This window comes from Calditerricola yamamurae, assembly GCF_054654135.1.
In genome coordinates this window covers 67,046-90,248 of the sequence record NZ_BAAIFH010000004.1, presented here as the reverse complement: position 1 = coordinate 90,248, position 23,203 = coordinate 67,046, and the positions used below count along the sequence as shown (strand labels likewise).

Here is a 23,203-nt window from a genome sequence, read left to right as displayed (position 1 = left end):
AACTTTGGCTGATGGCCGGGTACACCGTGCCGCCAATCTGGTTTGTAGACTACCTATGAGGGATTGAAACTAGGTGGGCCACCATGCCAACCATTTAGCACCGCAGGGAAGTTTGTAGACTACCTATGAGGGATTGAAACGAGGCGGCACATCCGCTTTCGCCGTCGTCGGGAATACCAGTTTGTAGACTACCTATGAGGGATTGAAACCGAACCAAAAGCCGCCAGGCCCGGCGGCGACCGCGCATGGTTTGTAGACTACCTATGAGGGATTGAAACTACCGCCATGCGCTTCATCGGTGCCCAGCCACACTGTTTGTAGACTACCTATGAGGGATTGAAACCGCGTACACAGCCGTAGATGGCCTCGTAAATCTGTACGTTTGTAGACTACCTATGAGGGATTGAAACCCCTCCTCTCTCGACTCCCTGCAGAAGCCCAGAGAGAGTTTGTAGACTACCTATGAGGGATTGAAACTGGAATTCGTCCAGGAGGGCGTGGGAGAGGACGGGGAGTTTGTAGACTACCTATGAGGGATTGAAACACCATTACCCTGTTTGCGTTTCTCCTGTACGGTGTGAGTTTGTAGACTACCTATGAGGGATTGAAACTCGATGGGGACACGTTCGAAGCTAAGGTCGACGGCAGTTTGTAGACTACCTATGAGGGATTGAAACCCGGAAGTGCCGTTGCCATCCGCCGTCACCTCAACGCTGTTTGTAGACTACCTATGAGGGATTGAAACGCGACAACCCGGAACATCAACTGCTGGCGGCTCATCTCCAGTTTGTAGACTACCTATGAGGGATTGAAACCAGCATCTCTTTTTCACGTTCATCGTTTTTCTGCATTGCCGTTTGTAGACTACCTATGAGGGATTGAAACGATTTTCGTTCGCACGACCACATCGACGTAATCCTCTAGTTTGTAGACTACCTATGAGCATTCCTGTAATGAAACAAACGGGGGTTTGAACAAAACGAAAACCTCCTGATATCGTGGTGGTGTCGAAAGAATCCACCACCACGAAAATCAGGAGGTAGTACCCCTATGATAGCACAAAATCGCAAGCTTGCCACCATTAACGATTCCACGCTCATCGTAGCCGTTGACATCGCGTCCCAGAAACACGTGGCACGTGCGATTAACTGGCGTGGGCACATCCTTGGCGAACCGTTGATCTTTGACAACCGACTTGAGGGGTTTGAGGTGTTCTTAAAGTGGATCCGCCAGCTGCAGGCGAAACACGGGCTTTCAGAGGTCGTGGTCGGCATGGAGCCGACCGGTCATTACTGGCTGAACCTTGCCGCTTATTTGCGTGCTTGCGATGTCCCGGTCGTCCTTGTCAACCCCTTCCATGTCAAGCAAACCAAAGAGTTTGTAGACAACTCGCCGACCAAAAACGATCGCAAGGACGCCTTGGTCATTGGCAAGCTCATCAAAGACGGGCATTTCGTCATTCCCACATGGCCGCAAGGCGATTTCGCCGAGCTGCGCGGCCTTGTTCATCTCCGCCACCAGCTCATGAAGAACCTTCAGCGCCTGCACGCGCGCATCCGCCGCTGGTTGGACCAGTACTTCCCGGAGTTCCTAGATGTGTTCCCGGACTGGGAAAGCAAAACGGCCCTCGTGTCGCTTCGTCTCTTCCCGCTTCCGCAAGATGTATGTGCGTATACGCCCGAGGAGCTGGTTCGCCAGTGGCGAGAACACGGGGTACAGCGGGCCGTGGGACTTTCGCGCGCTCGTTCCTTGCGCGCAAGCGCCGAGCGTTCCATCGGTCTGACCCAAGGCCTGCATGCCGCGCGCCTTTCGCTTCACTGCTGGTTGCAAGAATACGACCTCCTGCGCCAGCAGCTTGAGGAGATTGAGCAGGCAATCGCAGAGCTCCTCAAGCGCATTCCCGGGGCTATGGAAATGCTGAGCATTCCCGTCGTCAGCGAAATGACGGTGGCGGGGTTTCTGGCCGAGACGGGTGACTTGCGCCAATACCGCGACTGGCGGCAAATTCGCAAGCTGGCAGGGCTGAACATCGTCGAAAACCGCTCCGGGAAACACGTAGGCAAAACGCGCATTTCCAAGCGCGGACGTGCGCGCCTGCGCGCGCTTCTGTACCGCTGTGTCTTCGTGCTGGTGGCCAAAAATGCGGAGTTCCGGGCCTTGCATCGCTATTACACGAAGGAACGCCCAAACCCGCTGAAACCCAAACAATCTCTCGTTGCGTTGTGCTGCCGGTTGATTCGCCTGCTCTATGTTCTGGGGACGCGCAAGATCCGCTACGATGCCAGCCGAATGCCCAAACCTCCGCAATCCATTGCGACGGTAGGTCTCGTCGCCTAGGGTCAGGAATGCTCCTGATGGTGTGACGAACGCCTTGATCCGTTCTCGCTCATTCGTGCACGCAGAGAGCCGGTATTTCAATCCATTCGGGCTGAGACCCTGCCTAGGAGCAAACGTGGCCTCCTCCCTCGACAGGTTGGACGAAGGAATGTGGTGGGCACAAGACTCCGTGAGATATGGGAGGGTAGCTGCGAGGGAAAACAGGGGAGGCCTAGGAACGGCCTAATAAATGGAAGTTCGTTGATCTTTTCCCTCAACAGCACCCCTCAAACCAATATTCAACTTATAATCAACAAATAGGAAATAATTCTGATTTCGCCGAGGGAGTAAACGTGCAAATGGGTGAGCAAAACGAAGAAAATAGCTTTTTGCTTGAGGGAGGAATTGAAACCCCAACGTGACGCAGCACAAGAGGTGGGCGCGCCGGGTTTTTAGCCTACCTATGAGGAATTGAAACGAGCGGTTGGCAACTGAATTGGATCACCCACGGCTAGTTTAGAACCTACCTATGAGGAATTGACACTTGGCTGATAGAGCTATGTCTTGAGTTTTTAACCTATCTATAGATGAGGGCTTGAAACCTGCAATGAAAGAGGCCACCCAAGTGGGTGGCCATGGTTTGTAGATTACCTGGTGCTTGATGAGGTTTGTCGACTCCATATGGTTTGTACTAATCGATCCCGCAGTGCAGGAACCCTTTGCAAAGCCCCTGTCGATAGTAAACGTCGGATGTATCCATAAAAATTCACAAAAATCTTCAGTAATTAGGAAGGAATTTCTCATACATTGATCGAAATATGACATTGACCGTCGAATCGTGGGGAGCATGTAGAGATTGGGAGTCGATCCATGTACCTGTTGCTCAAATTGTCGTCGCCAACGGGTGTTTTGAGGTTGCCGTTTTCCTATCCCTATTGGATCCAATCGGCGTTGTACGGTGTATTGGAGCATGAGTTTGCCCAGAAGCTGCATGATGAAGGATACCGGTTCGGAAAGCGCGCATTTCGCCTGTTTACGTTTTCCCGTTTGATGGGAACCTATGAGATTGACCGGAAGCGGCATGAGATTGTTTTTTGCAATCCCATTCGCATGGTGGTAGCTTCTCCGCTGGCGGAGTTTGTGCGCCAGCTTTCAAATGTTCTCCTGCGGGAGGAAGGTCTTCGGTTAGGCCATCAAGTGGTCAGGGTAGAGGAGATTGCATACCGAAAGCCGCGAGTCGAACGGCTTCCCATTGCCGTGCGGACGCTGTCTCCAATTACGGTGTATTCCACGATTGAACGTATGGCGGGCAAACGTTACACCTATTACTACGCACCGCGCGAACCGCTGTTTTCGCAGTTGATTCATCAAAATCTTGTCAAGAAATGGGTGGCGTTGACCGGCACCACCTATGATGGACCGGAAACGGTTGTCCAGCCGATCGGACGCAGCAGGCTGCACATTGTTACGTACAAAGAGACGGTAATCAAAGGGTGGTCGGGGCGGTTTTTGCTCAATGGGGATCCTCGCCTGATCGAATTGGGACTGTACGCCGGTTTGGGCGGAAAAAACGCGCAGGGGTTCGGACTATGCGAACCGATTGAATGAAAAAAGGGAGAGAGGCAGGCGTGCTAATCGAGGGTTTGATCCGCATGGGACTTCCCCTGTTGAAGCGGGGCGGTTCCCCAGGGGAAGTGATTCGCCAGATCACCGACATTGAGACGGGTGCGTACTTTTTTCAAAATGTATTGTTTGTGGAGATCGATGTGAAGAATCGGCGGTTTGTCGTCCATCCCCTGATGACCTGGGGGGATTGGCATGAGGTGCCGGCCGAGGGCGGGAGGGGCAAGCGGAAGAAGGCGCAGGTGCAGTTTGTCCCGAATCGCGAGCGTACGGTGGCCACTCCGTTCGTGTTGCCGAAGGGCGGGAACCCCACCAAGCCGCAAGGGCGCTATGGCATTCCCGTTTACCTTTTGTACGACAAGCACTTCCGGGAACTGGGCGGCAAGCCGGAGGGCGTGCGCGATTTTCTTGCCCGGCGCCTGTCCCGCACCCAGCTTTGGCGTGGTGCGGTGGAAACGGAAGACCTGGCGGCGCCGATTGCCGAAGCACTTCAGCGGCTTGCCGGCGCAACGGACAAGCAATATGGGTTGTTGGTGCTGGCCGAGGTCGCGGAGGATGGACCGTATCTGTATGCTGCGAATCGGGATCCCCAAATGCCGTTGGTGGTGAGCAGCCGGCTGCATCCCGGCATGAACATCTATGCCCACCTCCCGACAATTGAGGAAGCGGCGTGGCAGGCCAAGCTTGCGGAAGGGACGGAAAAGGGCGAACTGGACGACGGACGGTGTACCTGCTGTGGGACACGCGGGCCGGTGGTATCCATGGCCAACCAGGCCTGGCCGTTGTTTGCTTTTGAGTGGCGGGCACCGCTCCCAAGCGAGCTTTCGGAGGAGGAGCTGGTCAAGGGGGTCGCCCTGTGCCATCGCTGCTATCGGGCCCTCACGCTAGGTGGCCAGTTTTGTTTTTCGACCGCCTCTCGTCGTTTGCCGGCCTGGATGACCCGCGAACTGTTCGCCCCGGTGGTGAGCCGCGGCGGTGACGCCACGCGTCAGGTGCGGCAGGAGGTGTATGCCGGGCTGATCATCACGCCGCTAGAAGATCTGGATGAAGCGGAAGAAGAGGAGTTTGCGAAGGGACTCGGCAGTTTTCGAGAAAAGATGGTTCACCTCGAACGGGGGCTTCCCCTTGACCAGGTGCTGGGGCTCGAACAGACGGTATTGCCAGAGGATCTGACGACGTCGCGCTTCCGTCTCACGGTGCTCTACTACTCCGGTGAGGTGGCCCGCAAGAACGTGCACCTGTTGGCGGTCATCGAGGATGTGGTCCCTTCCGTCGCCCAGGCCGTAGACCGCCTGCTCTACGAATTGGGGCAGGAGGTCGGCATGATCTGCACCGCCCTGCATCTGCAAGTCCAGCGATACGATAGGCAGTTGACACGCCTGCCGTCACTCCTGGCAATGGCGTACGGGTATGGCTACGTGTGGCAGGCCCTGGGGCGCATCCTGCATCGCCAGCCGATTTCCCTAAAACCCATGATCCGTCATGCCGTTCTTCGCATGCAGGAATGCGCCGCACGTTGGCGGCAGGAAGACGCGCGGTGGGCGATGCGGGAAGAGGTTTTGCGGTATCTCGCCTTTCGAGCGTTTTGGCAGGCGTACATGCGTGAGGTGGCCGAGAAAGAGGAGGAGGTGCCTGTGATGCGGCCATGGCCGGAGCTGTTGGAGGAACTGAAGGCCGGCGGGATGGAATTTGACCGCTCAATTGACGAGTTGGGGTTTGCTGCCGGGTACCTTGTTCGTTGGTTCAGCCGCCGATACTGGAGGGCTACAGAAAAGAACAGTTCGAAAGGGAAGGATTACCTTGCTCACCGTGTCATGACCTTTGGCAGCCGGCTGACGCCGGAAACCATCTGGAGCCGGGCGATCCTGCCCATGCCCGAGTACGCCATGCGTGTAAATATGAAGCTATCCGAGACCTTCAGGCGCCAGCACGGGGCGTGGCTGATGGCGTACCGCCAGCTGCAGCAGGAGGTGCAGAAGGAGCGCGACGCCTTCTTGGCCGCCTTCTGGGCAGGGTATCATCTGGCCGACAGTGTGCTGGGTACGGATGAGACGGATGGGGAGAGAGCGGCGGCGGACGGGGAAATGTTGCCCGCAGAGGCATAGGTGAAACGATGAGGAAGGCGAAGGAGGACAAGGCAATGGTGCGCAGTGGGGAACTGCTGTTTCTCAAATCGGTGAAAGACGGGATTCCCAATCGCGATCCCCTTGCCGACAGCGATGCGCGGCGCCTGTTTGACGAGGAGGACGGGCGCATCTCGCTTTCGGACGTGAGCATCAAGCGGGATGTGCGCGATTTTGTGCTGGCCAAGTATCCCGATGGCGGACCGGATCGACGTTACTTTATTTTTGTCCGCGAAGAACGGGTGAACGGCAAACTGCTCAATCGGCGTGACCTGGCCAAGTCGATTGTGGAAAAGGCCACCGGCACCAAAGAGGTGACCATCGAAAACATTATGAAATCGTCCTTTGACGCGCGCGTGTTTGGCATTGTCTTTTCAGTAAAGGACGAAAGCTTTCACCGGACGGGACCGGTGCAGTTCGGTTGGGCCCACTCCCTGCACCCTGTTGAATCGCGGTACGTGCAAGGCACGGTGGTGGTGCCGTCGGACGAGAACAAGGAACAGGGGACAATCTGGACCACTTACCTTGTGCCCTTTGCCGTTTTCCTCATGCCGGGGGTGATCAACGCCACGCTGGCCAAGGAGACGGGGATGAACGAGGACGACCTGGCCCTCCTCTTCGAAGGCCTGTGGAAGGGTACGCTGCACCGCCAGGCGCGCGGTCGGGGACTGCAGCAGCCGCTTTTCCTGTTGCATGTGGAGTACCAGGATCCCTTCTACCGCATTGGGCATCTGGAGGAAACGGTGCGCCTGTGGCCCAGCGCCGAGGAATGGCGTTCGGGCATCAAACCCTCGTCCTTGCAGGAAATCGAGGTCGACGTAACGGAACTGGCAGCGGTCCTGGAGCGCGAAGCGGCGCATATTGCGCGCGTGCGGTACATGGTTCACCCGGGCCTGCGGCTGCGCGGCGAGCTGCCCGGTCGGGTTGACGCGCTCTGGTGACGCAGCGGGAAGGATGAGAACGTTGACGACGACGCTGCTCGTGTTTGACGTGCGGGGGATGTTGGCCCACTTTCGGCGTCCCGATACCGCGGTCACCCATTCCACCTATCCCTTTCTCACGCGGACGGCGCTGCGGGGGCTTCTCGGGGCCATCTTGGGCACCGAACCGCTGCGGGAGGGATGGACGGCCATTGAGTTACGCGCGCCGGTGCGTACGCGCACGCAGCAGCTGTCCATGTTGGGCAAGATGTACCTGGACGGCAGCAGCACCAAAACCTTTCACCGTCCCACGGCGGTGGAGCTGGTGATCCGGCCGCATTATCGCGTGTACTATACCGGACCGCAGCAGGCGGAGCTGGCGGCGGCGATTCGCCGGCGGAAAAGCGTCTATCCCACGTATCTTGGCGTGGCCTATGCCCTGACGGTGCCGGAATACGTCGGCGAGTGGGAGGCCGAGCCGGTGGCGATGCGGGACGGCGAGGTGCTGACATGCCGCAGCGTGGTACCGGTGGCGGTGGTGAAGCGCCTGGAACCGCTGCCCGACGCGGAATACGCCCGCGTCGGCGGCCTTCTCTACGAGATGGTGGGGCCGCGCCAGTTTCACGGCGGCGTTAGCGTCCTCTACAATGCGGCGGGCGGGCCGATCCGATTTGTGGCACAGCCGGCGGCAGCATTCCCGCCCGTGCAGCTTGTGCGACTGAAAACGGGGGAACATGCCGGTGAGGTGGTGGCGTTGTGGTGATACCCCTGGGCCAATGTCTGGCCCGACCGGGACAGCCGCTTGTCGATCACCTGACGGCTGTGGCCGAGGCAATGGCCTCCGCGCCTCAGACGCCGTCGGACTGGCTGGCCCGTCTGGCTGGTTTTCTGCACGACCTCGGGAAGGCGCGCGCGACGTGGCAGCGTTATCTGCAGGCGAAGCTGGCAGGCCGTTCGGCTGAACCGGTGCCCCACGCCTATTTCGGCGCAGCGATACTGGCGCCGCTGGGCCAGGAGCTGCTCCGGTACCTTTCCGCTTGGGATACGCACCGCGGCGAGTGGCTGCGGTGGATTCTCGATGTGGCCAATCATCATGGCGAGCTGGGCGATGTGGAGGAAGCCCCGCCGTGGCAGCGGCATTGGCGTTCGGACGTGATCGCGGATGTCGACTGGCCGGGAGTAGCCGCCGCCCTGCTTCCGCATTTGCCCCCGACGATGCCGGTGCCGGACTGGTTGCGGGACGGGCAGGCCGTGTTTGCACGCGTGGCAGAGGTCGGGCGGCAGTGGCGGCGGATGGTTGAGCAATGGAGAAACGACCAGGTTGATTGTCTGGCGACGGCAAGGGGATGGGCCCCCCTCGCGGAAGCTTGTTTCCGCGAGCCGACCAGCCGCCTGATCGCCGCCGACCGTTTCGATTCCGGACACGTGAAGCCGGAAGCGTGGCGTTCCTCCCAGGCGGAACAGGCCATTCAGGCCCTTGACGACCACATTGCCCGGAACCGAAACGGAACGGAGATGGATGCCCTTCGCCAGCGCGTGCGTGAGCTGGCGCTGCAGGCGTGGCGGAAGAATCCTGACGCCCCGTTTTACGCCCTCACGCTGCCCACCGGATACGGCAAGACCCTCACGGCGCTACGCATTGCCCTCGAGGCGGTGCGGCAGGGCCGGGCGCGGCGCATCGTTTATGTGGCGCCGCACATCTCGATTCTCTCGCAGGCAGCACGGGAGATTGCCAGGGCATGCCGAATGGAAGTGCTGGAACACCATCACCTGGCCGTGACGCTGAACGAGGAAATGGACGATGCGGCGTACCTGGCCATGGAGTCGTGGCAGGCGCCCGTGGTGGCCACCACCTTTCACCAGCTGTTTCGCGCCCTGTTCCCCTGCCGTGCCCAGCACACCCTGCGCTTGCCCGCCCTCGAGGATGCCGTGGTGATTTTGGACGAGCCGCAGATGCTCGACCCGCGCGTATGGAATGTTCTCCTGCTCCTGTTGGAGGCCGCTCACCGCAAGCTGGGTACGCAGGTCCTGCTCGTGACGGCCACACTGCCCACCACGCGTTATGCGGGCGTGGAAGTGGTTCCGCTCACCCCGGCGGAGCAGGTGCCGGTGGTTTCCCGGTATCGCTTGACGGTGCATCCGGATCCGCTGGACGAAGAAAGATTGGCGGAACTGATGCTGAGAAAGGCTCGCGAGGTTGGGCAGGTGGGCGTGATCTGCAACACCGTTGTCGATGCCCTGCGCGTGTATCGTCTGGTTCGCGAGCATGCCGACGTGCCGACGTTTTTCGTCCATGGGATGCTGCAGCCGATTCATAAGCAGATTGTTCTCGATGCTTTATCCAAACACCTCTCCGACGAGCATCCCGTCATCGTGGTGGGTACGCCCATTCTGGAATGCGGGCTGAACCTCAGCTTCCGCTTCCTATGCCGGGCCCTGCCCACGCTCCCTGCGGTGGTTCAAAGCGCGGGACGCGTCAACCGGCATGGCAAACAGGATCACGGTGAGGTATGGGTGGCTCCTTTTTGGCGCGGCGGCGAGCGGTCAACGCGGGAGTGGTTGTATCAGCGGCGGGAGGAACGGGATGTGACGGACGAGCTGCTTGCGCGAGCGCCAGGCTCCCTTGCCGAACCGGACGTGCTGGCGTTGATGCGCGAATATTATGAGGAAGTGTTTGCCCGCAACAACCACCTGGCTTACTGCGAGCGATTGAAGCAAGGGATCCTGGGCCGGTGGTCGGAGGTCGCCGGTCTGAAACCCTTTGAAGATACCGTGCCTACGGTAACGGTCTTTGTGCCCACGGGCGAACACTGGCTGACAGAGAAGCAGCGCCAACAATTTCTCGAGCAATGGGGATGCCGGTCGGCAGACGAGCTCTATGAACGGTATTGCGATTCGAAATGGATGAGCGAATTGGACTTTCTGATGCGTAAGCGGTTTCTTGCCGCGTTGCAGGCCTTTTCTGTTCCGGTGGTAGCGACGTGCGCCCAGCGCGTGGCAGCGGAAACGGAACGCGGCATTGCCCGCTGTGCGGACACGAAGCTGTATGACGAGGAACTGGGATTTGCCGGGCTACGCGATGTCGAGAACGCCAAAACGTGGATATGGTGATGTGGTCGGCGGAAATGAGGGAAAGGAAAGGGCGAACGGCAATGACGGAAGACACCGTGCGGCGCGTCAACGGGACGCTAGTGTGGTACTGGGCGATCTGCAAACGCCAGGTGTGGCTGATGGCTCGCCAGATTACGCCGTCCCACGAGGACGACAACCTGTTGATCGGACGGGCACTCCACGAAAGCGCCTATGGCCGCGAGCGCAAGGAAGTGCATGTGGAAAACCTGAAGCTTGACCTCATGCGCACCGCGGAAGGGGAGCTTGTCGTAGGCGAGGTGAAGAAAAGCTCGCGCTACGCCGAGAGCGCCAGGTTGCAGCTCACGTATTACTTGTACCGGCTGTGGAAGCTGGGCGTCGAGGCGAAGGGGCGCCTCCATTTCCCATTGGAACGGAAAACCGAGGATGTGGTACTGGATGAGAAAACCGTCCACCAAATGGCCCAAATGGAGCGGGAAATCGCGGCTCTCATCGACCGGGAGACGCCCGTGCCAGCCGAGTGGTCCCGTTGGTGCCGCAAGTGTGCGTATCGGGAACTGTGCTGGGCATGACGGAGAAGGCGGGGAAGCGCCGTGAAGGAATCGTTGTACATCTTTCGCGACGGACAGCTGCGCCGCAAAGACAACACGCTGCTGTTTGAGACACCAGACGGCAAACGGTACGTACCGGTGGAACATGTGCGGGAAATCTTTCTTTTTGGCGAAGTAGACATGACGAAGAAGGTGCTGGAGTACTGCAGCCAGAAAGAGATTCCCGTCCATCTCTACAGTCATCACGGGTACTACATGGGCACCTTTTACCCTCGTGAGCATCACGTGAGCGGCTTCGTGTTGCTCAAGCAGGCCGAGCATTACCTCGATCCCGCCCGTCGCCTCATTTTGGCGCGGCGCTTTGTCGAAGGGGCCATCGACAACATGCTAAACGTGTTGCGGTATTACAAGGGACGAGGAAAAGCGGTCGGCGCGGTCCAGGAGGCGGTGGAAGCCCACCGACAGGATGTGGAATCGGCGGATTCCATCGAGGCGCTGATGGCCGCAGAGGGGCACGCTCGCCAGGCGTACTACCAGGCCTTTGATGCCATCGTGGAGGATGAGGCGTTTCGCTTTGAGGTGCGCACGCGCCGCCCGCCAAAGAACCGTTTGAATGCGCTCATCAGTTTCGGCAATTCGCTGCTCTACAATGCCGTGCTGCGCGAGATCTACCATACGCAACTTGATCCGCGTATTGGCTTTTTGCACACGGCGAACTTTCGGCGTTTTTCGCTCAATCTTGACGTAGCGGAGGTGTTCAAGCCCCTTCTCGTGGATCGTGTCATTTTCCGTTTGCTTGGCCGTCGGCAGATTCAGGCGGATGATTTTGTTCGCGAGCTTGGCGGATTGGTCATGAGTGAACGTGCCCGCCGCACGTTCGTGGAAGAATTTGAGAAAGGAATGAAAACGACTTTTCAGCATCGCCGTCTAAAACGAAAGGTGTCGTATCGTCAACTGATCCGTTTGGAATTGTATAAGATCCAGAAACATCTCATGGGGGACGAGCCGTATACCCCCTTCGTCAGCCGATGGTGAGAGCGAAATGTATGTGATCCTGGTGTATGATGTTGACGTCAAGCGGGTCGCGAAAGTGCTCAAGGTGGCGCGCAGGTACCTGACCTGGGTACAGAATTCCGTGTTGGAGGGCGAGTTGAGCCAAAGCCAGCTGTTTCAACTGAAACGGGAACTGCAACGGGTGGCCAACCTGAAAGAAGATTCGTTTATTTTTTACATCATGCGCACGACGCGGTACAGCGAACGGGAGATCATGGGAGTACAGAAAGGCGGATGGGAGACGATTTTGTAACCTGTTACAATTGCCCTTGCGATATACAGAGATGGAGCCCCCCGCATAGCAAGTCCGGTAAGGGACCTATTGTGGGGTTACCCTGTTTTGGTGTCATCGACCACCAGTGGTGCAAAAAACCTGGGAGATCGACGACACATTTTTGTTCCAGAAGATTCGATTAATTGATTTCCGCATTTAGGTTTCCTTATGTGGCAAGATTTTTTTGGGTTTGAAGCCTACCTATGAGGGATTGAAACGACGCTCTCCTAAAGGAGGTTAAATAACCGTGATCATCGTTTGAAGCCTACCTATGAGGGATTGAAACTCGGAGGTCGCTGATGACGTATCTCATCAGTTTTGTAGGTTTGAAGCCTACCTATGAGGGATTGAAACTACCGATCCGCTTGCGACAACTGCGACGCCATACCCACGTTTGAAGCCTACCTATGAGGGATTGAAACTGGACTTAGGCCTTGAGGATAAAGAAGACGTCACGGGTTTGAAGCCTACCTATGAGGGATTGAAACCCGGGGTGAAGGCTGCTTCGAAGGATACGACGGTAACCGTTTGAAGCCTATCTATGAGGGATTGAAACTAGGAGCATATATGGGATATAAAGGAATGATTAAATAATAAAAGATTTTAGTTTATCGGGGAGAGGTGTGATGAAATCTTTCTTTATTTTACTCGGAAGCTTAATACTTGTGGTGATATGTATATTGCCGTTCGTTGCGGACTATTTTAGAATAATGAGGAGAAAATACGGGAAACCTTTACCAAAAAAAGAGATTAAATTCTTGTTGTTTTTGATCATTATATTAATCAGCGTGTAGACAAAGTACCGGGAGGTACAAGGTCTACACGCTTTTTTGTCGAATAGAGTTCTTATCCCATCATGCAGAGGTGGCCACATGCTGAGAAAACAATCGGCCGAAGGCCGTTACCAGCTTACCGTTGTTTCGTTGGACGAATTGGTGCCTCAGGATCACCTGGTTCGCAAAATCGAAAACGCCATCGACTTCTCGTTTATCTACGAACTAGTGGAAGATCGTTACTGCCCAGACAACGGAAGACCCAGCATCGATCCCGTTGTCCTCATCAAAATGGTGCTCATCCAGTATCTGTTCGGCATCCGTTCCATGCGTCAAACCATCAAAGAAATCGAAACCAATCTCGCCTACCGGTGGTTTCTGGGATACGATCTCACCCAGCCCATCCCCCATTTCACGACGTTTGGCAAAAACTATGTCCGCCGATTCAAGGGTACCGACCTCTTTGAAAGGATCTTCACGCGCATTCTTGAAGAAGCCTGCCATCATGGGCTGGTCGACCCTTCCGTGTTGTATATCGATTCCACCCATGTCAAAGCCAACGCCAACAAGAGAAAATTCATCAAGCGGCTTGTCCAGGAAGAAGGCAAGAAATATCAAGAACTTCTCGAAGAGGAAATCAACCAGGACCGCGAAGCGCACGGGAAAAAGCCGTTGCCAAAAAAGTCTAAAGCCGTCTGGAAGGAGGTGAAAAAAAGCACCACCGATCCGGACAGCGGCTGGTTTGTCAAAAACGAAAAGGAACAGACGTTCGCTTACTCCTTCCATGCGGCCAGCGACCAAAACGGCTTTGTCGTCAGTGCCGTCGTCACGGCTGCCAACGTTCATGACAGTCAGGTCTTCACAGAAGTGTTCGAGCAAGCCGTCAAGCACGTCGGAAAACCCAGCGCTGTCGCGGTGGATGCAGGGTATAAAACACCCTATATCAGCAAGTACCTCTTGGACCAACAGGTCCGTCCGGTCATGCCGTATACCCGTCCCCACACAAAAGACGGAAGGTATCGAAAGCAGGATTACGTGTACGATGAGTACTACGATTGCTATCTTTGTCCTGCCGGACAAGTGCTTACCTACGAAACCACGACCCGTGAGGGTTACCGAATCTACCGTTCCGATGCCACGACCTGTCGATCTTGTTCATTCCGCTCCCAGTGCACAGAAAGCCACGACGCGGTTAAGCGTGTGAGCCGCCATATCTGGGCCCATTACATGGAAGAAGTGGAGCACTTGCGCCATACAGAAGTGAATAAACGCCTATATGCACGCCGAAAGGAAACGATTGAGCGTGTATTTGCGGATCTCAAGGAGAAGCATGGCTTGCGTTGGACCACTTTACGTGGGTTGGAAAAAGTGACAATGCAGGCGATGCTTGTTTTTGCTTGTATGAATTTAAAAAAGCTGGCGAATTGGTTATGGAGGTTAGGAAAAACAGGGCGCCATGCCCTTCATTTCGGTGTCCTTTTCGTACTCAGACGACATGAAAACTCCCTCGGCTGCGTTGGCACCGAGGGAGTTTGTCTGCAGTCTGTATATTAATTTTGGTTGACATTATATTTATTTTTGTAAAGTAACATCAATTGAGCGATAGGTGGCCTTGTTAGAGCAGGATTATAGCCAAGCCTAATGGTTTAAGGAATAGTCAGCACTAACCAGCGTTGGATACTTCCAAGGATCCTCAAACGTTTGTTCAGGGAATATTTTTATTGCGATGCGAGTCTCGACCGCATGTGGTCGAGACTCGCTATTTTAATACTGGGGCAGGCAATTTTCTTCTGATCGGAGAGAAATCATTCCCTTGTTCTTTACATAATGTCCAATCACCTTATAAAGAAACTCGGGTCGTAGCTCATTCGCCTGGTATTTTTCTTTTTTGTCTACGTCTAACCTGCATCAAGTCGATAATTAATTTTTGAACTGTTATTCTGCGAAGTTTTTATCGCGAACCTGACTTAAAACTTCGTAGAATTCGACGAAACTATGGCCATAAAAACTTCGCAGAATTATAATCGGGGGTGGGAGGAGGATTTTCGTGGAGGAACTTATGAAAGACTACGAACTCTATCTCCGTGAACGCGGACGTGCATGTGTTTGGCACAGCCTATTCTATGACAACTTCATTCTTGTCGCCGTGCGGGGCTTATTCTTTGAGCACGGACGGGTAATTGGACAGATTTCTTGAAATGTTATCCATTAGATTTTTCCACGAATAACCAAATTCTTCCTCGTCCAGTTTAGAACCCTTCTAAGATGACCGTGTGCAATCAGGTTCACATATCCGGAGTTGCAGGTGTTCGAAACGCGAGCGCCCCTGGCAGCGGGCAAACACTGCCGCCAGGGGCGCAGCTTTTCCAGGCTTATTTGCGCAGCGTGACGCAGGCTTCTTCGTCGTAGTAGAGGTCCCGTCCCAGTTCCACCCGGCCGGAGAAGAGGGGGCGCGGAGCTTCGGTCAGTTCCAGACGGTAGACGGTGCTGATGTAAAAGTAGACATCGGGCTCCTTGACTGGCACCGGCGCCATGCGGGCCACCGGGTAGCCCTGGGCCACGATGTTCTCCAACTGGTAGTCCTGGAAGGCGCCGAGCATATCGGTAATTGCATAGCCCATGTCGAGGATGCCCCGCTGGATATCCCGCCATTTCTTCCAGGAAGATTCGAGGTACGAAAGGCCAAAGTAGCCTGCCGAACCGGGGCCCCGGAGCGCTTCGGTACAACGGCTCAGGAAAAGCAGAAGACCATTCAAGGTTTCCACCGGGTCGGTGAAGAACACGTCAAACTGGCCTCGGAGGTGAGACGGCAGTCCTTCCTGCACGTCATAGACTTCCGCCTGAACGTGGTTCCAACCGCGGTCACGGGCCACGTCACGGATGAAGCCGACGATGCGTTCGTCCACATCGAGGACATGCACGCGTCGCGGCAGTCCCGAGAGTGCGGCGGCAATGCTGGTGAGATCGTCGTCGCCCAGCAGCAACAGGTCGCGGCCTGCCAGATCGCCTCGCTGGGCCATCAGGGCCAGCCGCAGCACGGTAGTCTCGGGCGTCACGTATCCCTGGTCAAAATCGGGCGTCGCTTTGGGACGCATGGCCACAATCTCTTTGAATGCCTCAAGAACGTGGTCAAAAGGTGGCTGGAGAACGATGCCACGTCCCGCGCAGGCCTCACAACGCTGGTCGGCTATCCGATCCAGCCCCAGGGCTTCGGCCTGTCGCCGTCCCGCCTCGGTGAGCACGAAGCGGTTGCCATCGTAGGCCACCAGCTCGTTTTTCAGGAGCGTCTGCAGGACCTCCAGCACCTCGTGGGTCTGGGCTTGCCCTTCTCGCATCAGCTCCCAGTAGGATTTGGGACCGAGGCAGAGTGCACGGAGAAGAAGCGCATGGCTCCGACGGGCTTCCACAGCAATACCGGTTGTTGACATAGGTACCGCTCCTTTCGCCCTAAGAGTTGAAATGCACCTCCTGAGAGTAACCAACGTGCCTTGTCCCGGCTTCCTCCGATATAAGCGGAGTGATCGCCAAAAAATTATAATACCGCTTTCATTGGATTCAGTCAATCCGTTGCGATCGCTCAGAAAAATCTAACCCAAAGTGGCGGGCTTGCGTATACCCGCATGTTCGGCACGATCGAGAACCATGCGTTCCGAATCGGTTCGGTTACGCGATACCGTAAACGTGGAAAACCCGCCCGACCGGAAGAATCCTATAACTGTCCTGCCGCCAGCCGCAGCGCTATCGCCTTGGCTGCCACCATGCCCTGTCCCACGCTGAGGGCGATGCTGGAGAATTGTGGCGGCGTGCACACGTCGCCGGCAGCGAAAACCCCCGGCATGCTGGTTTCGCCCTGGTCGTCGACGCGCAGGGTACCATCGGCGTTCGTGTCCACCTGACCGCGTACCAGGTCGGTGTTCGGTTCCACCCCGATGCGCACGAAGACGGCGTCCACCGCCAGGAGGCGTTCCTCGTGTCGGCCGTCCGGGTGGCGCAGGGTGACGGCCACGCCCTCGACACGCCCGGTCCCGAGGATGGAGGTCACCACGGCGTGTTCCAGGCGGGTGACATTGGGGTGGCGCAGCACCGGCTCGAGGTACTCGGGGCGGGCCCGGTACGTGTTGGAGCGGTGGATCAGCGTCACATGGGCGCCGGCCTCGGCGAGCAGCAACGCCCCCTCCAGCGCGCGGTCGCCGCCGCCGACGACGGCAACGCGCTTGCCGGCAAATCGCTGGGCGTCGCGCGTGGCCGAGTAGATTTCCCCGCGGGCGATCATCTCCGCCTCGCCGGGCACGCCGAGCCGCCGCGGACGGGAACCGGTGGCCACGATCAGGGCGCGGGCCGCAAGCTCCCCGGCGCTGGTGGCGAGGCGCTTTGCCCGCACGTCGCATGCCTGCACGTCCACGCCGCACCGGTATGTGCAGCCCAGCCGCTCCACGTGGGCCACAAGGCGATCCCGTAGCGCGCGGCCGTTTTCCACCGGCAGGCCCGGATAGTCGACGATGGGGTTGTGGATGGCTTCCAGTTGCCCGCCCAAGCTTTCCTGTCGCTCGACGAGCAGGGCGTCGAGGCCCAGTCGGTGGCACCAGATGAGGGCGCTGATGCCGGCCGGTCCCCCGCCGATGATCACCACGTCGTGATGGGGGATGTGTTCGGTTCCGTTACCCATACCCATAGGTAGGCCTCCCTTCCTCGGATGGGCGACAGCCGGCGGGGTATACCCCCCTCCGTGGCGCACGCGCGCGTTCCTCTCCAAACCTCCCGGGTAATCGCGGAGAGTGGTTGCGCAACCATCATACCATAGGCGGGAATCGTTTCCACGTGGACGAACACGGGTGGTGTTTGCCTGGCGGTGCATGCCGGTTCCTTCGATGCGGCCGGGCGAACTTTCTCGTGGGGAGGCGGAGACCTGCGCGTGGGCGCCACCTGTGCTATCATGAAAATGGTAATCCCCGCACGCCCGCTGAGATGGGCGAACCATAGCGCACAAACCGTCGCCAATGGGAGGGAGCGCCATGCCCGCACAACGCACCGTCCACCTGTTTCAACCGTTCCGGATCAAGGACCTCTTGCTGCGCAACCGCATTGTCATGTCGCCGATGTGCATGTACTCGGCGACCGACGGATTCGCCAACGACTGGCATTTCGTTCACTACACCACGCGCGCCGTGGGCGGCGTCGGGCTGATCATCCTGGAAGCCACCGGCGTCCAGCCCCACGGGCGGATCACGTCGCGGTGCCTGGGGATTTGGGATGATGCCCACATTCCGGGCCTTGCCCGCATCGTGGAAGGGTGCCATGCCCATGGGGCCAAGGTCGGGATCCAGCTTGCCCACGCCGGGCGCAAGTGCGAAATCCCGGGTCGTATCGTGGCTCCTAGCGCCATTCCCTTTGGTCCGAACAGCCCCACCCCGGAAGAGCTGTCGGTGAACGAAATCCGCGAGGTGGTTGAGAGCTTCGGCCAGGCGGCGCGGCGGGCGCGTCAGGCCGGCTTTGACGTGGTGGAGATCCACGGCGCCCACGGGTACCTGATCAACGAGTTCCTGTCGCCCCTGGCCAACAAGCGCACCGACGCCTACGGCGGATCGCTGGAAAACCGTGCCCGGTTCCTGATGGAAGTCATTGACGCCGTGCGCGCCGAGTGGCCGGCGGACAAGCCCCTCTTCCTGCGCCTGTCGGCCGTTGACTACGCCGAGGGCGGTGTCACCCTGGAGGAAACGGTAGAAGTGGCCAAGATGGCCAAGGCGCGGGGGGTTGACCTCATCGACGTCAGCTCGGGCGGGGTGGTGCCTGGCGTCACCGTGCCGGTTCATCCCGGCTACCAGGTGCCCTTTGCCGAGACGGTCCGGCGCGAAGCGGACATTCCCACGGGTGCCGTGGGGCTGATCACCGAGCCCAAGCAGGCCGAGGAGATCGTGGCCAACGGCCGGGCCGACCTGGTGTTCCTGGGTCGCGAGCTGTTGCGCAACCCCTACTGGCCGCTGCACGCCGCCCTGGAGCTGGGGGCGGAGATCGACTACTGGCCGATCCAGTACCTGCGGGCCAAGCCGGAACGGTAAGGCCGGCCTGGATGTCGGCGGGGCCAGCCCATCCCCGGATCCGTGCGAGCGGCTGGCCCCGTTTCCCTTTACGAAATTTGAAGCGAAGGAGGACTCTGCGGTGCACAACGGGTTTACCCGATCGGAAACGCTTTACGCAGAAGCGAAGCGGCTGATGCCCGGCGGCGTCAACAGCCCCGTGCGCGCCTTTCGCAACGTCGGCATGACGCCGATGTTCATCGCGCGGGGGCAAGGTGCCCGTGTCTGGGATGAGGACGGCAACGAGTACATCGACTACGTCATGTCATGGGGGGCGCTTATCCTCGGCCACGCCCACCCGCGGGTGGTAAGCGCGATCCAGGAGGCAGCGACGCGCGGCACCAGCTTCGGCACGCCGACAGTGGTCGAGACGGAGATGGCCCGGCTGCTCGTCGAGGCCCTGCCCTCCGTCGAGGTCGTGCGCATGGTCAACTCCGGCACCGAGGCGACGATGAGCGCCCTGCGCCTGGCCCGCGGCTACACCAAACGCAACAAGATCCTCAAGTTCGAGGGCAGTTACCATGGCCACTCCGACAGCCTGCTCATCAAAGCCGGTTCGGGCATGGCGGCATTGGGACTGCCCGACAGCCCCGGCGTGCCGGAGACGGTGGCCCGAAACACGATCACCTGTCCGTACAACGACCTTGACAGTGTCAAATTGGCCTTCGAGCGCTACGGGGATGACATTGCTGCGGTGATTGTCGAGCCGGTGGCCGGGAACATGGGTGTCGTGCCGCCGAAGCCCGGCTTTTTGGAAGGCTTGCGCGAGATCACGCGTCAGTATGGGGCCCTGCTGATCTTCGACGAGGTGATCACCGGCTTCCGTGTCGACTATCGCGGGGCGCAGGGGAAGTACGGCGTGCTGCCCGATCTTACCTGTCTGGGCAAGGTTATCGGTGGCGGCCTTCCCGTCGGCGCTTACGGCGGGCGGGAGGAGATCATGCGCCACGTGGCCCCCGACGGCCCGGTGTACCAGGCCGGTACCCTGTCGGGCAACCCACTGGCGATGACCGCCGGGGTCACCACGTTGCGCGAGCTGGGTCAGGACGGCATCTACGAGGAGCTGGAGCGCAAGGCGGCGCGCCTGGCCGAGGGAATGGCCCAGAACGCCGAAGAGGCCGGCATTCCCTATTGCATCAACCGCGTCGGCTCCCTCGTCGGCTTCTTCTTCACCGGCGAACGGGTTGTCAACTACGCCACCGCGCGCACGTCGGACACCCAGCGCTTTGCCCGCTATTTCCGCCTGCTGCTCGAACGGGGCGTGTACATCCCGCCGTCGCAGTTTGAGGGGATGTTTGTCTCCACGGCCCACACCGATGCCGACATCGACCGCACGTTGGAAGTGCACCGTGAGGTCTTGAAACAACTGTAATTTATGCAAATCAAAACCCCCTCTTTACAAGCAGGTCAACCTGTACTATACTCTTTTTCGACAACTGAATCCGGCATCGAACAGCCATCTCTTATCGAGAGTGGCGGAGGGACTGGCCCGATGAAGCCCGGCAACCCCTGCTGCCCCTTGGGGAGCGGGAAGGTGCCAACTCCTGCAGAACGGCTGCGTAGGCGGCGTTCTGAGAGATAAGAGAGGAGGCGTTGCGTTTGCAACAAATCCTTTCTGAGGTCTCTCAGAAAGGATTTTTTTGTGAAGCATCTTCATAAATTCGGATCGGATTAATTGGTTTTAACGGAGGCCGACGATGATTGAACTGCACGGCATTCGCAAAACCTTCTCCACGGGCGGCAAGACCGTGGAGGTGCTAAAAGGCATCGACCTTTCGGTGCAAAAGGGTGAGGTTTTCGGCCTGATCGGCCGTTCCGGTGCCGGCAAGAGCACGCTCCTGCGCATCATCAACCTGCTCGAGCGGCCGACGGCAGGGCGCGTGGTCGTCGACGGCGTCGAACTGACGGCCCTTTCGGAACGCGAGCTGCGGCGGGCGCGGCAGCGCATCGGCATGGTATTCCAACACTTTCACCTGCTCTGGTCGAGGACGGTGCGCGAAAACATCGCGCTGCCCCTGGAGATTGCCGGCGTTCCGAAACGCGAAATCCGCCAGCGCGTCGACGAGCTGGTGGAACTGGTCGGCCTGACCGAGCGTGCCGACGCCTATCCGTCCCAGCTGTCGGGCGGGCAGAAGCAGCGCGTTGGCATTGCCCGGGCCCTGGCCAACCGGCCCCACGTGCTTTTGTGCGACGAGGCCACATCGGCCCTCGATCCGGAGACGACCGACCAGATCCTCGACCTGCTGCGGTCCATCAACCGCCGCTTTGGGCTCACCGTGGTGCTGGTGACCCACGAGATGGATGTGATCCAGGCCGTGTGTGACCGCGTCGCCGTGATGGAAGGCGGACGCATCGTCGAAGTGGGCCCGGTGGCCGAGGTGGTGGCCCGTCCGCAGACGGAGACGGCGCGCCGCTTTTTGCAGCAGGGGCGTGCCGGACAACGGGGGGCCTATGTTAGCGCCTTCAGCGAGGAGAGCAAACCGGTGGCCGCGCAAGCTTCTGGGGTCAGGGCGCCCCGTGCCGCTGCGGAGACAGCGGAAGCGTACCTGCGCCTCGACCTGGCCGGGGTCACGGCGCCGGTGGTCGAGGAGGCCATCCGCCGCTATGCGGCTGACATCCGCCTGTGTGAGGGGTCGCTCGCGGAAGGACCGGACGGTGTGCGCGGCGCGCTGGTTGTGCGCGTGGCCGGTACGCCGGAGGAGATCCAAGCAGTGACCGACTACTGGAAGGCGGCGGGGGTGACCGTGACGGCGGTTGCGCCGGTGGCGGAAAGGGGGGTGCGCGCATGAACGTCTTGGCCGAGCTGTTTCCCCATGTGGTGCAAAACTGGGACGGGGTGCTGCAGGCGACCGGGGAGACGCTGTACATGGTGGGGGTGTCGCTGCTTTTTTCCGTGTTGCTCGGCATTCCCCTGGGTGTGCTGCTGGTGCTCACATCGCCGGGCCACCTGGTGCCGATGCCGTGGATCAACAAGCTGCTGGGCACGGTGGTCAACGTGTTCCGCTCTGTGCCCTACATCGTCCTCATTCTGTGGTTGTTGCCCGTCTCCCGCTTGCTGTTCGGCACCTCCTTCGGCCCGACGGCCGCCATCCTCTCGCTGGTGGCCGGTGCGGCACCCTTCTATGCCCGGTTGGTGGAAACGGCCCTTCGCGAGGTGGATGCCGGCGTCATTGAGGCGGCGCGGGCGATGGGGGCCAGCCTGTGGCAGATTGTCCTCAAGGTGCTGATCCCCGAGGCACTGCCGGCAATGGCCGCCGGGGTAACGGTGACTGGCGTCGGACTGGTCGGCTATTCGGCCATGGCCGGCGTGATCGGTAGTGGTGGTCTCGGGGCGATGGCCTACAACTACGGGTTCAACGGCTTCCAGAACGACACCCTGCTGGTGGCCACGTTGCTGTTGATCCTCATGGTGCAGCTGTTCCAGGCTGCGGGTGACCGCATTGTCCGCCGCTTGGATAAGCGATAACGGCGCGGCGGCGCCGAACTCGCCTGCCGGCGCGCGGGCGAACCTGTTCCATTTCACCGGTTGGGAGGGAACCATCCATGCGCAAGGGACTGCTACTCCTTGTCCTCGCCCTGCTTTTCGTGTTGCCGTTGGCCGGCTGCGGCACGGCGACGGAAAAAGGCGGCGATGCGTCGCAGGGGGCGTCCGACAAGCCGCTCAAGGTGGGGGCCACGGCGGTGCCCCATGCCGAGATTCTCAACGGCGTGGTAAAGCCCAAGCTGAAGGAAAAGGGTATCGACCTCGAGGTTGTCGTGTTCCAGGATTACGTGTTGCCGAACACGCAGCTGGCTGAGGGAGCGCTGGATGCCAACTATTTCCAGCACATTAAGTGGCTGGAGGCGACGATCAAGGAAAAGGGCTACAAGCTGGTGCCGGTGGCCGGGGTGCACATTGAGCCCATCGGGCTGTACGCCAACAAGCAGAAGGGGTACAAGTCGGTGAGCGATCTGCCCAACGGGGCCACCATCGCCATCACCAACGGTTCTAGCGAGTGGCTGCGCGTGTTTCGCCTGCTGGAGGCAGCCGGGCTGATCAAGCTCCGGGACGGCGTCGACGAAAAGGTGACGGAAAAGGACATCGTGGAGAACCCCAAGGGCATCAAGTTCACGCAGGTGGATCCGGCCATGCTGCCGCGCACGCTGGAGGATCCGAAGATCGACGCCGCGGTGATCAACACGAACTTTGCCATCGAGGCCGGCCTTACGCCGACCAAGGATGCCATCTTCCGCGAAGACGAAAACTCGCCTTACGTGAACGTGCTCGCCACGCGGGAAGACAACAAGAACGACCCGCGCATCCAAGAGCTGGTGAACGTGCTTTTGTCGGAGGACGTCAAGAAGTTCATCGAGGAGAAGTACAGCGGCGCGGTTGTTCCGACGCAGAAGAAATTCTGACGCAACCG

At 58.9% G+C, this 23,203-nt stretch carries 17 protein-coding genes, 2 CRISPR repeat arrays and 1 riboswitch (1 of these 20 only partly in view); of the genes, 15 read left to right on the top strand and 2 right to left on the bottom strand.

Translation table 11 applies throughout. The annotated features are described in order from the left end of the window. Positions 1-885: a CRISPR direct-repeat array (repeat unit 30 nt; unit sequence GTTTGTAGACTACCTATGAGGGATTGAAAC) (it extends 365 nt beyond the left edge of the window). A gap of 165 nt (positions 886-1,050) precedes the next feature. The 10 genes from ACYQ0Z_RS01855 to ACYQ0Z_RS01810 all read left to right on the top strand — a co-directional run bounded on the left by ACYQ0Z_RS01855 (position 1,051) and on the right by ACYQ0Z_RS01810 (position 14,277). After that, positions 1,051-2,337, top strand: a complete 1,287-nt coding sequence (locus tag ACYQ0Z_RS01855) for an IS110 family RNA-guided transposase (protein WP_459863884.1) — start codon at positions 1,051-1,053, stop codon at positions 2,335-2,337. 849 nt (positions 2,338-3,186) lie between these two features. After that, positions 3,187-3,924 carry a CRISPR-associated endoribonuclease Cas6 gene (gene cas6 / locus ACYQ0Z_RS01850; protein WP_459863882.1) on the top strand — a complete coding sequence of 246 codons (738 nt, stop codon included), beginning with the start codon at positions 3,187-3,189 and terminating at the stop codon, positions 3,922-3,924. A gap of 20 nt (positions 3,925-3,944) precedes the next feature. Then, complete coding sequence (locus ACYQ0Z_RS01845) at positions 3,945-6,044, top strand: TM1802 family CRISPR-associated protein (protein ID WP_459863880.1); 2,100 nt, start codon at positions 3,945-3,947, stop codon at positions 6,042-6,044. A gap of 35 nt (positions 6,045-6,079) precedes the next feature. Then, a complete protein-coding gene (locus ACYQ0Z_RS01840) occupies positions 6,080-7,003 on the top strand; it encodes a CRISPR-associated protein (protein WP_459863878.1) in 924 nt (307 codons plus the stop codon). Positions 7,004-7,025: 22 nt separating this feature from the next. Then, the gene (cas5, locus tag ACYQ0Z_RS01835) at positions 7,026-7,745 is read left to right on the top strand and encodes a CRISPR-associated protein Cas5 (protein WP_459863876.1); all 720 of its coding nucleotides are present in this window, start codon (positions 7,026-7,028) and stop codon (positions 7,743-7,745) included. Further along, the gene (gene cas3, locus ACYQ0Z_RS01830) at positions 7,739-10,093 is read left to right on the top strand and encodes a CRISPR-associated helicase Cas3' (RefSeq protein ID WP_459863874.1); all 2,355 of its coding nucleotides are present in this window, start codon (positions 7,739-7,741) and stop codon (positions 10,091-10,093) included. The genes cas5 and cas3 overlap by 7 nt, the downstream gene beginning before the upstream one ends. Positions 10,094-10,134: 41 nt before the next feature. Then, a complete protein-coding gene (gene cas4, locus ACYQ0Z_RS01825; protein WP_459863872.1) occupies positions 10,135-10,644 on the top strand; it encodes a CRISPR-associated protein Cas4 in 510 nt (169 codons plus the stop codon). Between the two features lie 21 nt (positions 10,645-10,665). Further along, on the top strand, positions 10,666-11,658 hold the full coding sequence (cas1b, locus tag ACYQ0Z_RS01820) for a type I-B CRISPR-associated endonuclease Cas1b (protein ID WP_459863870.1): 993 nt from the start codon (positions 10,666-10,668) through the stop codon (positions 11,656-11,658). A 7-nt stretch (positions 11,659-11,665) separates the two neighbouring features. Further along, entirely contained in the window at positions 11,666-11,929 is a 264-nt protein-coding gene (gene cas2, locus ACYQ0Z_RS01815) for a CRISPR-associated endonuclease Cas2 (RefSeq protein WP_459863868.1), read from the top strand. 209 nt (positions 11,930-12,138) lie between these two features. Next, positions 12,139-12,506: direct repeats of the CRISPR family, unit length 30 nt; unit sequence GTTTGAAGCCTACCTATGAGGGATTGAAAC. A gap of 316 nt (positions 12,507-12,822) precedes the next feature. Then, positions 12,823-14,277 (top strand): IS1182 family transposase, encoded by a 1,455-nt coding sequence (locus ACYQ0Z_RS01810; protein WP_459863866.1) that lies wholly within the window; start codon positions 12,823-12,825, stop codon positions 14,275-14,277. A gap of 818 nt (positions 14,278-15,095) precedes the next feature. Here ACYQ0Z_RS01810 and ACYQ0Z_RS01805 read toward each other — a convergent pair. Beyond that, positions 15,096-16,151 carry a bis-aminopropyl spermidine synthase family protein gene (locus ACYQ0Z_RS01805; RefSeq protein WP_459863864.1) on the bottom strand — a complete coding sequence of 352 codons (1,056 nt, stop codon included), beginning with the start codon at positions 16,149-16,151 and terminating at the stop codon, positions 15,096-15,098. 281 nt (positions 16,152-16,432) lie between these two features. Further along, positions 16,433-17,395 (bottom strand): NAD(P)/FAD-dependent oxidoreductase, encoded by a 963-nt coding sequence (locus ACYQ0Z_RS01800; RefSeq protein ID WP_459863862.1) that lies wholly within the window; start codon positions 17,393-17,395, stop codon positions 16,433-16,435. A gap of 340 nt (positions 17,396-17,735) precedes the next feature. Between ACYQ0Z_RS01800 and namA the strand changes: the two genes are divergently transcribed. The 5 genes from namA to ACYQ0Z_RS01775 all read left to right on the top strand — a co-directional run bounded on the left by namA (position 17,736) and on the right by ACYQ0Z_RS01775 (position 23,195). Next, positions 17,736-18,779, top strand: coding sequence for an NADPH dehydrogenase NamA (gene namA, locus ACYQ0Z_RS01795; protein ID WP_459863859.1), 1,044 nt, complete (start codon positions 17,736-17,738; stop codon positions 18,777-18,779). Between the two features lie 100 nt (positions 18,780-18,879). Next, entirely contained in the window at positions 18,880-20,169 is a 1,290-nt protein-coding gene (gene hemL, locus ACYQ0Z_RS01790) for a glutamate-1-semialdehyde 2,1-aminomutase (RefSeq protein ID WP_459863857.1), read from the top strand. An 88-nt stretch (positions 20,170-20,257) separates the two neighbouring features. Next, positions 20,258-20,382, top strand: a riboswitch (SAM riboswitch). A 112-nt stretch (positions 20,383-20,494) separates the two neighbouring features. Beyond that, entirely contained in the window at positions 20,495-21,586 is a 1,092-nt protein-coding gene (locus ACYQ0Z_RS01785) for a methionine ABC transporter ATP-binding protein (RefSeq protein WP_459863855.1), read from the top strand. Continuing rightward, on the top strand, positions 21,583-22,263 hold the full coding sequence (locus ACYQ0Z_RS01780; RefSeq protein ID WP_459863853.1) for a methionine ABC transporter permease: 681 nt from the start codon (positions 21,583-21,585) through the stop codon (positions 22,261-22,263). Before ACYQ0Z_RS01785 ends, ACYQ0Z_RS01780 begins: the two co-directional genes overlap by 4 nt. Before the next feature lie 77 nt (positions 22,264-22,340). Further along, on the top strand, positions 22,341-23,195 hold the full coding sequence (locus ACYQ0Z_RS01775) for a MetQ/NlpA family ABC transporter substrate-binding protein (RefSeq protein WP_459863851.1): 855 nt from the start codon (positions 22,341-22,343) through the stop codon (positions 23,193-23,195). Positions 23,196-23,203: the final 8 nt, after the last annotated feature.